The sequence below is a fragment of the Kitasatospora putterlickiae genome, assembly GCF_039527695.1.
Taxonomy (GTDB): Bacteria; Actinomycetota; Actinomycetes; order Streptomycetales; family Streptomycetaceae; genus Kitasatospora; species Kitasatospora putterlickiae.
In genome coordinates, this window is the sequence record NZ_BAAAKJ010000148.1 from 1 (window position 1) to 10,324 (window position 10,324).

A 10,324-nucleotide genomic window follows, 5' to 3' on the forward strand; every position below is an offset into this window, starting at 1 on the left:
GCCCGCTCGCCCGGGGCGCGGCCGCCGCGCTGGCGTTGACGCCCGCGTCAAGGTCTACCGTCGTTCCCGGCGGCGTTCGAACGGCTGCCGGAAGGGCAGGGTCCGGACATGCGGATCGGTGAACTGGCGAAGCGGGCGGGGACCACCACCCGGGCACTGCGGTACTACGAGCAGCTCGGGCTGCTCCCGGCCCGGCGGGCCGGCAACGGCTACCGCGCGTACGGCGAGGAGGACGTGCGCCTGCTGCGGCAGATCCGCACCCTTCAGGACTTCGGCTTCGGCCTGGAGGACACCAGGCCGTTCGTCGAGTGCCTGCAGGCCGGTCATCCGCACGGTGACTCCTGCCCGGCCTCGCTGGAGGTCTACCGGAAGAAGCTGTCCGAGCTGGACGAGTGCATCGCCAGGCTCCAGGAGGTCCGTACCCGGGTGTCCGAGCAGTACGCCCGGGCCGAGCGGGAGCGCGACGCGCTCGCCGCGGGGGCCGCCGCGGAGCCGCCGCAGTGCGAATGGGCCGCGTCGGCGGCCCCCGACCGGAACGAGTGGGAGAAGAGGTAGGCCATGGTGCGGATCACAGGGGTGGCGGCGGTGACGGACGAGACCTTCGCCGCCGAGGTGCTGTCGGCCGAGGGGCCGGTGCTGGTGGACTTCACGGCCGACTGGTGCCCGCCGTGCCGCCAGATGGTGCCGGTGCTGGCGGAGATCGCCCGGGAGGAGGCGCACCGGCTGACCGTGGTCAGCCTGGACGTCGACCACAACCCGCAGACCCAGGCGGCGTACGGGGTGCTGTCGATGCCGACGCTGATGGTGTTCCGCGGCGGCGAGCCGGTGAAGTCGGTGATCGGCGCCCGGGCCAAGGCGCGGCTGCTGCGCGAGCTGGACGACGTGCTCTGAGCGGTCCGGCCCCGGCGGCCTCAGGCGGGGACGGCGACCGTCGTGCCCTCGGCCTCGGCGGCCTCCCCGCGGCGGTCCTTGGCCTCGCGCCGCGCCATCACCGCGAACCCGACGGGGATCATCGCGGTGAACAGCCACCACTGGATCGCGTACGCCATGTGCGGGCCGATGTCGGAGTGGTTGGGCTCGCGCAGCAGCTCGGGCTGCTCGGCGGGGGCCGGCTCGGTGGCGGTGAGCTCCAGGTAGCCGCCGAGCAGGGCGGCGCCGTTCTCCTTGACCTGCTGGGTGGTGCTGATCAGGTTGAACTGCCGGTCCGGCAGTCCGGCCCGGTCCTTGATGCTGCCGGAGGCGGTCTCGTCGGCGCGCAGCCGGCCGGTCAGGGTGACCTGGCCGGCCGGCGGGGCCGGGACGGCCGGGTAGTCGGTGGCGGAGGTGCCGGAGGCCACCCAGCCGCGGTTGACCAGGACGGTTCCCTTGCCGTCGGCGAGCACCAGCGGGGTGACCACGAAGTAGCCGATCTTGTCGCCGCTGGAGTCGGTCCGCTTGCGGACCACGAACTCGTGCGCCGGGTCGTACTGCCCGGTGGCCGTCACGGGGCGCCAGGTGAGGTCCTTGGGCACGGCGAACCCGGGCGTGGCCGACAGGGTGTCGTACGGCACGGGCTCGGCGGTGAGGGACTGGGCGATCAGCTCGTTGCGGTCCACCCGCGCCTCGTGGCGGTGCAGCTGCCAGAACCCCAGACGGATGGTGGTGGGGATCAGCAGCAGGGCGATCAGCAGGGCGATCAGCCAGCGCCGGGAGAGCAGAAAACGGTACACACGGGCACGGTACGCCCTGTTCACAACCGGCTCACGCACCGGGGTGCGGGGCGACCTCGCGCAGCAGCTGGAGGAAGGCGTCCTCGCCGACCACCGGGGTGCCGACGTCGCGGGCCTTGCGGGCCTTGCCGCTCCAGCTGTCCGGCTCGTTGGTGACCAGCAGGCTGGTGAGCCGGCTCACCGAGGTGGCGATGTGCAGGCCGGCCTCGACGGCGCGGTCCTCCAGCAGCTCGCGGTCGGTGGCGGTGTCGCCGGTGATCGCCACCCGCATGCCCTGGACCAGCGGCTTGCCGTCCTCCCAGCGCCCGGGGTTCGGGTACGGGCACGGCGGGCGCTTCCTGGCCTGCCGGTAGGAGGCGCCGGTCCAGGAGGCGCGGGCGGGGGAGGCGGGCGCGTCCTCGCCGAGGTGGGCGACCGCCACGCAGGTCTGCAGCGGCAGCGGGACGCCCCCCGAGCGGGCCAGCTCCAGGCTGGGGCGGAACGCCTCGGCGAGCACCCGGGCGTCGTCCAGCGCGTTGTGCGCCTGGCGCTGGTGGACGCCGAAGTACGCGGCCAGCGAGGACAGCTTGCCGTTGGGCAGCGGCAGTCGCAGGTCGCGGGCCAGCACCATGGTGCACAGCCGCTGTTCGACCGGGGCGCGCAGGCCGGCCCGGGAGAACTCGCGGGAGATCATGTTCCAGTCGAAGAGCGCGTTGTGGGCGACCATCACCCGGCCGCGCAGCCGCTCGGCGAACTCGTCGGCGATCTGCGGGAAGGTGGGCGCGCCGGCCAGCTGGTCGTCGGTGAGGCCGTGGATCCAGACCGGGCCGGGATCGCGCTCCGGGTTGACCAGGGTGTACCAGTGGTCGACGGCGTGGCCGTCCTCGTCCAGCTGGTAGACGCCCGCCGAGATGACGCGGTCCGTGCGGCCGAGGCCGGTGGTCTCGACGTCGACCACCGCGAAGCCGCCGGCGGGGGCGGCGGAGCGCTGGGCCGGGACCGCGGCGCTCCGCGGTGCCGCGCCGGGGGTCTCGGGCTGGATCGCGTACATGGTGCAACAGAATAAGGCCCGCCGGGGGGCGCGGACGGCGGTTCGCCGGTGGCCGGGGCCGTCCGGAAGGCCGGCCGGGACCTCCCGGAAGGCCGACCGGGACCTCCCGGAACGGACCGGAATAGAGTGGACGGTGCAGTCGTCGTACACCTGGTCGATTGTTTTCCGGTCGCCCGCGACACCCCGGCGGGCACCTCTGCGAAGGACGAACCCCATGCGCGCCACCGTCATCCACGGTCCCAGTGACATCCGGATCGAGGAGGTGCCGGACCCGGTCGTCCAGCGGCCGACCGACGCGGTGGTCCGGGTGGTGAACGCCTGTATCTGCGGCAGCGACCTGTGGGCGTTCCGCGGTGTCTCCGCGCGGGCGGCCGGGCAGCGGATCGGGCACGAGTTCCTCGGGGTGGTGGAGGAGGCCGGCGCCGAGGTGCGCGGCTTCCGGCCGGGCGACCTGGTGGTGGCGCCGTTCGTCTGGTCGGACGGCACGTGTGACTTCTGTCGCGAGGGCCTGCAGACCTCCTGCCCGCACGGCGGCTTCTGGGGGCAGGTCGGCTCGGACGGCGGGCAGGGCGAGGCGGTGCGGGTCCCGTTCGCGGACGGCACCCTGGTGAAGCTGCCCAAGGAGGCGCAGGGCGACGAGAAGCTGCTGCCGAACCTGCTGGCGCTCTCCGACGTGATGGCGACCGGGCACCACGCGGCGGTCTCGGCGCGGGTGCGGCCGGGCGCCACGGTGGCGGTAGTCGGCGACGGCGCGGTGGGCCTGTGCGGGGTGCTGGCCGCGAACCGGCTGGGCGCCGGGCGGATCATCGCGCTGGGCCGGCACGCGGCCCGCACCGACCTGGCCCGCCGGTTCGGCGCGACCGACGTGGTCGCCGAGCGCGGCGAGGCGGCGATCGAGGCGGTCCGGGAGCTGACCGGCGGGCAGGGCGCGCACGCCGTGCTGGAGGCGGTCGGCACCGAGGAGTCGATGCGCACCGCCGTGTCGATCGCCCGGGACGGCGGCGCCGTCGGCTACGTGGGCGTGCCGCACGGCGGCAGCGCGGGCGTCGACATCGGCCAGATGTTCGGCAGGAACGTTTCGCTGGGCGGCGGCGTCGCGCCGGCCCGCGCCTACATCCCCGAGCTGCTGCCGGACGTCCTGTCCGGCGCCATCGAGCCGGGCCTGGTCTTCGACCGCACGGTGGACCTGGACGGCGTCCCGGACGGCTACCGGGCGATGGACGACCGTTCGGCCCTGAAGGTGCGGATCGCTTTCTGACGTACCGCTGTTGACGCTTCACCAGGGGTGGTCCGGCTCGCCGGACCACCCCTGAAATGTGCCCGGATAGGTGGTTTTCGTCGCTCGGTTGCGGCGAAGGAGTGAAGATTTGTCTGATCACGGTCAAACTCTTTCGGGTGAAGCGGGGCCCTCCTAGCATGGCGCGGCGCGCATCTGGATTGTGACTTCGCTCACGTCCGATCGTTTCCTCTGATGCGACCGCTACGCCGAAGGAGTGAGGAGTCAGAGTGGAATCGCCGCCGATCACCACCACCCCCAGCGAAACCCAACTCATCGAGGAGAGTGAGGAGTTCCGCACCCTCCGGCGCTCGTTCCGGAACTTCGCGTTCCCGGTCACCATCGGTTTCGTGCTCTGGTACCTGCTCTACGTGCTGCTCTCCGGCTACGCGCCCGCCCTGATGGGCGCCAAGGTCGTCGGTCACATCAACGTCGCCCTGGTCCTCGGGCTGATGCAGTTCCTCACCACCTTCGCCATCGCCGCCTGGTACGCGCGCTACGCCGACCGGAGGATCGACCCCAGCGCGTCCGCGATCCGCGAGGCGCGCGGTGCGGTCGTCCACGCCCCTCGGGAGGCCGCCGAATGAACCTGATCGCCAGCTCCGCCACCGACCACCGCGGCCTCACCATGACCCTGTTCGGGGTCTTCGTGCTCGCCACCCTCGGCATCACCATCTGGGCCGGCCGGCAGACCAAGGACGCCGCCGACTTCTACGCCGGCGGACGCGCCTTCTCCGGCTTCCAGAACGGCCTCGCCATCTCCGGCGACTACATGTCCGCCGCGTCCTTCCTCGGCATCGCCGGCGCCATCGCGCTGTTCGGCTACGACGGCTTCCTCTACTCCATCGGATTCCTGGTCGCCTGGCTGGTCGCGCTGCTGCTGGTCGCCGAACCGCTGCGCAACTCCGGCCGCTACACCATGGCCGACGTGCTGGCCTTCCGGATGCGCCAGCGCCCCGTCCGCACCGCCGCCGGCATCTCCACCATCGTGGTGTCGATCTTCTACCTGCTCGCCCAGATGGTCGGCGCCGGCAGCCTGGTCGCCCTGCTCCTCGGGGTCAGCGGCGACGCCGCCAAGCGGTGGACCATCGTCGCGGTCGGCGCGCTGATGGTCCTCTACGTCGCCATAGGGGGCATGAAGGGCACCACCTGGGTGCAGATCGTCAAGGCCGTGCTGCTGATCGCCGGCACCGCGCTGATGACCGTGCTGGTGCTGGCCAAGTACCACTTCAACCTGTCCACGCTGCTCGGCGCCGCCGCCGACGCCAGCGGCAAGGCCAACGCCTTCCTCGAACCGGGTCTGAAGTACGGCGTCACCGGCACCAGCAAACTCGACTTCCTCAGCCTCGGCCTCGCCCTGGTGCTCGGCACCGCCGGCCTGCCGCACATCCTGGTCCGCTTCTACACGGTGCCCACCGCCAAGGCCGCCCGGAAGTCGGTGCTCTGGGCGATCGGCATCATCGGCGGCTTCTACCTGATGACCCTGGCGCTCGGCTTCGGCGCCGCAGCCCTGGTCGGCCCCAAGGCGATCAAGGCCGCCAACGCGGCCGGCAACACCGCCGCCCCGCAGCTCGCCGAGCAGCTCGGCGGCGGCCCGGGCACCACCGGCGGGGCGGTGCTGCTCGCGGTGATCTCCGCGGTCGCGTTCGCCACCATCCTCGCCGTCGTCGCCGGGCTCACCCTGGCCTCCTCGGCCTCCTTCGCCCACGACCTCTACGCCAACGTCATCCGGCGCGGCAAGGTCTCCGAGCGCGAGGAGGTGCACGTCGCCAAGTGGGCCGCCGCCGGCATCGGTGCGGTCGCGATCGTGCTCAGCCTGTTCGCCGACAAGCTCAACGCCGCCGCCCTGGTCGCCCTGGCCTTCGCGGTGGCCGCCTCGGCGAACCTGCCCACCCTGCTGTACTCGCTGTTCTGGAAGCGGTTCACCACCACCGGCGCCGTCAGCTCCGTCTACGCCGGACTGACGTCCTCGGTGGCGCTGGTGATCTTCTCCCCGGTCGTCTCGGGCGGGAAGAACTCGCTCTTCCCGCACTCCGACTTCCAGTGGTTCCCGCTGGAGAACCCCGGGCTGGTCTCCATCCCGGTCGGCTTCCTGGCCGGCTGGGTCGGCACCGTGCTCTCCCGCCGCCAGGCCGACCCGGCGAAGTACGCTGAACTCGAGGTCCGTTCCCTCACCGGGCTGGGCGCCCACTGACCGGCGGATCATGACTAAGCTGGCCCGGCCCCGCCGTGACGGTGGCCGGGCCGGCCGCCTCCCCGGCGGCACCTCACACGGGAAGGGACCGCCGTGCTGCTCGACACCTTCGGCCGCCGAGCCGTCGACCTGCGGGTCTCCCTCACCGACCGGTGCAATCTGCGCTGCACCTACTGCATGCCCGAGGAGGGCCTGAGCTGGCTGGCCAAGCCGGAGCTGCTCACCGACGAGGAGATCGTCCGGCTGGTCACCCTCGCCGTGCGCGACCTCGGCGTCCAGGAGGTCCGCTTCACCGGCGGCGAGCCGCTGCTGCGCCCCGGGCTGATCGGCATCGTCGAGGCCTGCGCCGCCCTCGACCCGCGCCCCGAGCTCTCGCTCACCACCAACGGCATCGGCCTCGCCCGCACCGCGGCGGCACTGCGCTCGGCCGGACTGGACCGGGTCAACGTTTCGCTCGACACCCTCGACGAGGACACCTTCCACACCCTCACCCGGCGCCGCCGCCACCAGGACGTGCTGGCCGGACTGGCCGCCGCCGAGGCCGCCGGGCTCACCCCGGTCAAGCTCAACGCGGTGCTGATGCGCGGGGTCAACGAGCACGAGGCGCCCGCGCTGCTCGCCTGGTGCCTGGAGCGCGGCTACGAACTGCGGTTCATCGAGCAGATGCCGCTGGACGCCCAGCACGGCTGGGACCGCTCCGCGATGATCACCGCCGAGGAGATCCTGGAGCGGTTGTCCGCCAGGTTCACCCTCACCCCCGAGCCCTCCGCCGCCCGCGGCGCGGCGCCCGCCGAACGCTTCCTGGTGGACGGCGGCCCGGGCCGGGTCGGCGTGATCGCCTCGGTCACCCGCCCGTTCTGCCGTGCCTGCGACCGCACCCGGCTCACCGCCGACGGCCAGATCCGCAACTGCCTCTTCGCCACCGGCGAGACCGACCTGCGCACGGCACTGCGCTCCGGCGCCGACGACGCCGAACTGGCGGCCCTGTGGCGGGCCGCGATGTGGGGCAAGAAGGCCGGCGCGGGGATCGACGACCCGGACTTCCACCAGCCGTCCCGTCCGATGTCGGCCATCGGGGGCTGAGGCTCAGCCTTCCGCGGGGGTCCACTCGGCGAAGGGCAGGACCTCCTTGAGGAAGCCGCGCACGCCGAGGAACTGCGACAGGTGCTCCCGGTGCTCGTCGCAGGCCAGCCAGGTCTTGCGGCGGTCCGGCGTGTGCAGCTTGGGGTTGTTCCAGACCAGTACCCAGACGGCGTCCGCCCGGCAGCCCTTGGCGGAGCAGATCGGCGTCTGCGGCTGAGGGGCGTCGGGGAGCAGCATCGTGATCGTCCTCAGGGGCGGCGGGAAGTCGTCACCGCCAGTCTCTCAGACCCGCCTGCCCGCCCGGACACGCCGAGGAACCCGCACTCACCCGAGCACGCCACGCCCACCCGAGCACGTGCGAGCGAGCCAAAGGGCCGCGCCGGTGCCGAAAGCGAGAAGCGAGGACGACGCGAGGAACGAGCGGCGTTGGAGCGACGACCGTCGGCGCCGGGTCAGAGCGGCCCGGAGGCGAGCCGAGCCCAAAGAAAGGGGAATGGCGACGCCGGGCAGCCACGGGGGGAGCCGCCCGGCGTCGGTCCGTCGCTCCGACGGGGGATGCGGAGCGCGTACGCAGTATGTCACGGCGTGGGGTGGGTATGGGGAGGTCTTGCATGATTAATCTGAGGTTCTTTTGAGCTTTCCGCCTTGGCAAACGGTGGATAGCGGCTCAAAACGGACGGTCAGCTCCGCCCCTGTGAAGAATCGGTGGGCATACGCCCGGCCTCATCAGCACCCTGCGTCACATCCGCACCTTGCGGACCGGCGCCGCCCGGGCCCAGCATCAGCTGCGTGGTCGGCGGCACGTCGAAGGTGGACGGCAGTCCCGGCGCCCGCTCGCGGCCCGCGTTGGCGAGCAGCACCGCGAAGTACGGCAGCAGCACCCCGCCCGCCAGGGCGGCGAAGGCCAGCCACCGCTGGACGTCCCACAGCACCACCGCGAGCAGCACGCAGACCGTCCGCAGCAGCATCGAGGCCACGTACCGGCGCTGCCGGCCGCGGACGTCCTCGCTGAGGCTGCTGCGGGCCCCAGTGATCCGGTAGACCCGCCCGCCGTCGGCGCTCTTGCCCATGTCCCAAACCGCCCTCGTCCGCGCGTCCGCGCGCCTCTCCGCGCGGCCTTCTCACGGTACGCCGGGGGAGGATCGGCGACGAGACCGGGGCCGCGGAGATGCTCCTATTGGCCCTGGGAGAGGTACTCCGGCGGCACCGCGTCCGTCAGCCAGACCCCGTTGGCGCTCACCCGGAACTCGTGCCCGGCCGCCGCCATCGCGGCCGCGTCCACCTGGAGCACCACCGGCCGGCCGTGCCGGGCGCCCACCCGGGTCGCCGTCCCGGTGTCCGCCGACAGGTGGACGTCCTGCCGGGCCATCGGGCGCAGGCCCTCCCGGAGGATCGCCGCCAGGCTCCGGGCCGCCGTGCCGTGGAACAGCACCGGCGGGGGCTCGGTGGCGGCCAGACCGAGGTCGACCGCCACCGTGTGCCCCTGGCTGGCCCGGATCGAGAGGCCGTCCGGCGAGTAGGCGAAGCGGCGCTTGTTGTTGGTCGCCACCACGTGGTCCAGCTCGGCCCTGGTCAGCCGGGTGCCCCGGGCCGCCAGCGCGCCGAGCAGCACGTCCACCCCGACCCAGCCGGCCGGGTCCAGGGTGATCCCGATCCGGCCGGGGTCGTGCCGCAGGATGCGCGACAGCATCTTGCTGGTCCTGACCAGGCGCTTCTCGTCCATCGTCTCGATCCTCCCCCTGTCGGCCGCTACGAGGCCTGGCTGACCGAACTCATGTTGAATCCCGGGACCCGGACCGGCGGCATCGCCGTCCGGGTGAACCAGTCGCTCCACTCGCGCGGCAGGCAGCGCTCCGTGCGGCCGACCTCGGTGATCCGGCCGAGCAGCTCCACCGGCGACTCGTTGAAGCGGAAGTTGTTGACCGCCCCGACCACCTCGCCGTTCTCCACCAGGTAGACGCCGTCCCGGGTGAGGCCGGTCAGCAGCAGGTTGGCCGGGTCCACCTCGCGGATGTACCAGAGGCAGGTGAGCAGCAGACCGCGTTCGGTCCGGGCGATCATCTCCTCCAGGGTCGGCGCGGCCTCCTGGTCGGCGGTCTCCAGGACGAGGTTGTCGATCGCCGGGCGCAGCGGCAGCCCGGTCAGGGCGGCCGAGTGCCGGCTGGTGACCAGGGCGGACAGCTCGCCGTCGCGGATCCAGTCGGTGGCGGTCAGCGGCAGGCCGTTGTCGAACACCGAGGACTCGTCCTCGCTGGCGTGCGCCAGGACGAACGGCGCGGACTCCAGGCCCGGCTCGCGCGGGTCGGAGCGCAGCGTCAGCGGCAGTCCGGTCAGCTTCTCGCCGATCCGGGTGCCCCCTCCCTCCGGCAGCCCGTCGCCACCCTGGTCCGGGGCGCCGAGCGCCGCCCCGCCCTTGCGCGAGAAGACCGTCCGGCCCTCGAAGGCGTCCCGGCCGCCGGCCGACCAAGTCAGGTACACCATGAGGTCGGCGAGGGCGGACGGCGGCAGCAGCGTCTCGTACCGGCCGGCAGGCAGGTCGATCCGGCGCCTGCCCCAGCCGAGCCGCCGGGTCGCCTCGGCGTGCAGGGCGGTGACGTCCACGTCGGAGAAGTCCCGGGTGGCGGCGCCGGTCCAGGCCGAGCCGGACAGGTCGGCGGTCTTGGCGTTCAGTTCGACCGTGCCGGTCGGCTGGTCGTGGCGCAGCCGCAGGCCGGTGGAGGTGCCCAGGTAGCTGGTGACCACCTCGTGCCGGGCGAAGCCGTACAGCAGCTCGCCCTGCTCGGCGGCGCGGGCGAAGGCCCGGCCGAGGGCCGGTCCGAACTCCGCGAACACGTCGATCGAGGTCTCCGCGGGCGGCCGGGTGAAGTGCGGCGAGTTCGGCTGCTCGGCGGCGGTGACCAGCGGCCGCGCGTCCTCGGCCGGACCGGCGGCGCGGGCGGCCTCCTCGGCGGCCCGGACCAGTTCCGCCACGTCGTCCGGCCCGACGGCCTCGCGGGAGACCACCCCGGAGGCGGTGCCCTCGGCGCCGGCCA

12 protein-coding genes are annotated in these 10,324 nt (G+C 72.9%); 6 read left to right on the forward strand and 6 right to left on the reverse strand.

What is annotated here, in order from left to right:
- Positions 1–108: 108 nt before the first annotated feature.
- Positions 109–555: a MerR family transcriptional regulator gene (locus tag ABD308_RS15365; RefSeq protein ID WP_344333876.1), complete on the forward strand. Its 447-nt coding sequence runs from the start codon at positions 109–111 to the stop codon at positions 553–555.
- A gap of 3 nt (positions 556–558) precedes the next feature.
- Entirely contained in the window at positions 559–891 is a 333-nt protein-coding gene (gene trxA / locus ABD308_RS15370; protein WP_344333878.1) for a thioredoxin, read from the forward strand.
- Positions 892–911: 20 nt separating this feature from the next.
- Here the strand turns inward: trxA and ABD308_RS15375 are convergent, their stop codons facing one another.
- The gene (locus ABD308_RS15375) at positions 912–1,709 is read right to left on the reverse strand and encodes an SURF1 family cytochrome oxidase biogenesis protein (protein ID WP_344333880.1); all 798 of its coding nucleotides are present in this window, start codon (positions 1,707–1,709) and stop codon (positions 912–914) included.
- Positions 1,710–1,740: 31 nt separating this feature from the next.
- Positions 1,741–2,739, reverse strand: a complete 999-nt coding sequence (locus ABD308_RS15380) for a DEDDh family exonuclease (RefSeq protein ID WP_344333883.1) — start codon at positions 2,737–2,739, stop codon at positions 1,741–1,743.
- A 214-nt stretch (positions 2,740–2,953) separates the two neighbouring features.
- On the opposite strand from ABD308_RS15380, the gene ABD308_RS15385 reads away from it, so the two are divergent.
- From ABD308_RS15385 to moaA, 4 genes are all read left to right on the forward strand, one after another.
- Positions 2,954–3,997: a zinc-dependent alcohol dehydrogenase family protein gene (locus ABD308_RS15385; RefSeq protein ID WP_344333884.1), complete on the forward strand. Its 1,044-nt coding sequence runs from the start codon at positions 2,954–2,956 to the stop codon at positions 3,995–3,997.
- Positions 3,998–4,245: 248 nt separating this feature from the next.
- Positions 4,246–4,602, forward strand: a complete 357-nt coding sequence (locus ABD308_RS15390; protein WP_344333886.1) for a DUF485 domain-containing protein — start codon at positions 4,246–4,248, stop codon at positions 4,600–4,602.
- Complete coding sequence (locus ABD308_RS15395) at positions 4,599–6,209, forward strand: solute symporter family protein (protein ID WP_344333887.1); 1,611 nt, start codon at positions 4,599–4,601, stop codon at positions 6,207–6,209. The genes ABD308_RS15390 and ABD308_RS15395 overlap by 4 nt, the downstream gene beginning before the upstream one ends.
- Positions 6,210–6,302: 93 nt before the next feature.
- Complete coding sequence (gene moaA, locus ABD308_RS15400) at positions 6,303–7,292, forward strand: GTP 3',8-cyclase MoaA (protein ID WP_344333889.1); 990 nt, start codon at positions 6,303–6,305, stop codon at positions 7,290–7,292.
- A 3-nt stretch (positions 7,293–7,295) separates the two neighbouring features.
- Here moaA and ABD308_RS15405 read toward each other — a convergent pair whose 3' ends face one another.
- From ABD308_RS15405 to ABD308_RS15420, 4 genes are all read right to left on the reverse strand, one after another.
- Complete coding sequence (locus ABD308_RS15405) at positions 7,296–7,529, reverse strand: hypothetical protein (RefSeq protein ID WP_344333891.1); 234 nt, start codon at positions 7,527–7,529, stop codon at positions 7,296–7,298.
- 443 nt (positions 7,530–7,972) lie between these two features.
- Complete coding sequence (locus tag ABD308_RS15410; protein WP_344333893.1) at positions 7,973–8,362, reverse strand: DUF3099 domain-containing protein; 390 nt, start codon at positions 8,360–8,362, stop codon at positions 7,973–7,975.
- Between the two features lie 104 nt (positions 8,363–8,466).
- Positions 8,467–9,015 (reverse strand): RNA 2'-phosphotransferase, encoded by a 549-nt coding sequence (locus ABD308_RS15415; RefSeq protein WP_344333895.1) that lies wholly within the window; start codon positions 9,013–9,015, stop codon positions 8,467–8,469.
- Between the two features lie 26 nt (positions 9,016–9,041).
- On the reverse strand, positions 9,042–10,324 hold a 1,283-nt coding region (locus tag ABD308_RS15420), incomplete at its 5' end, for a metallopeptidase TldD-related protein (RefSeq protein ID WP_344333897.1).

What these genes read in the sequence shown, in the direction of transcription:
- ABD308_RS15365 (WP_344333876.1), top strand. Translation starts at nt 109, where the DNA reads ATGCGGATCGGTGAACTGGCGAAGCGGGCGGGGACCACCACCCGGGCA.
- trxA (WP_344333878.1), top strand. Translation starts at nt 559, where the DNA reads ATGGTGCGGATCACAGGGGTGGCGGCGGTGACGGACGAGACCTTCGCC.
- ABD308_RS15380 (WP_344333883.1), bottom strand. Translation starts at nt 2,739, where the DNA reads ATGTACGCGATCCAGCCCGAGACCCCCGGCGCGGCACCGCGGAGCGCC.
- ABD308_RS15385 (WP_344333884.1), top strand. Translation starts at nt 2,954, where the DNA reads ATGCGCGCCACCGTCATCCACGGTCCCAGTGACATCCGGATCGAGGAG.
- ABD308_RS15395 (WP_344333887.1), top strand. Translation starts at nt 4,599, where the DNA reads ATGAACCTGATCGCCAGCTCCGCCACCGACCACCGCGGCCTCACCATG.
- ABD308_RS15405 (WP_344333891.1), bottom strand. Translation starts at nt 7,529, where the DNA reads ATGCTGCTCCCCGACGCCCCTCAGCCGCAGACGCCGATCTGCTCCGCC.
- ABD308_RS15410 (WP_344333893.1), bottom strand. Translation starts at nt 8,362, where the DNA reads ATGGGCAAGAGCGCCGACGGCGGGCGGGTCTACCGGATCACTGGGGCC.
- ABD308_RS15415 (WP_344333895.1), bottom strand. Translation starts at nt 9,015, where the DNA reads ATGGACGAGAAGCGCCTGGTCAGGACCAGCAAGATGCTGTCGCGCATC.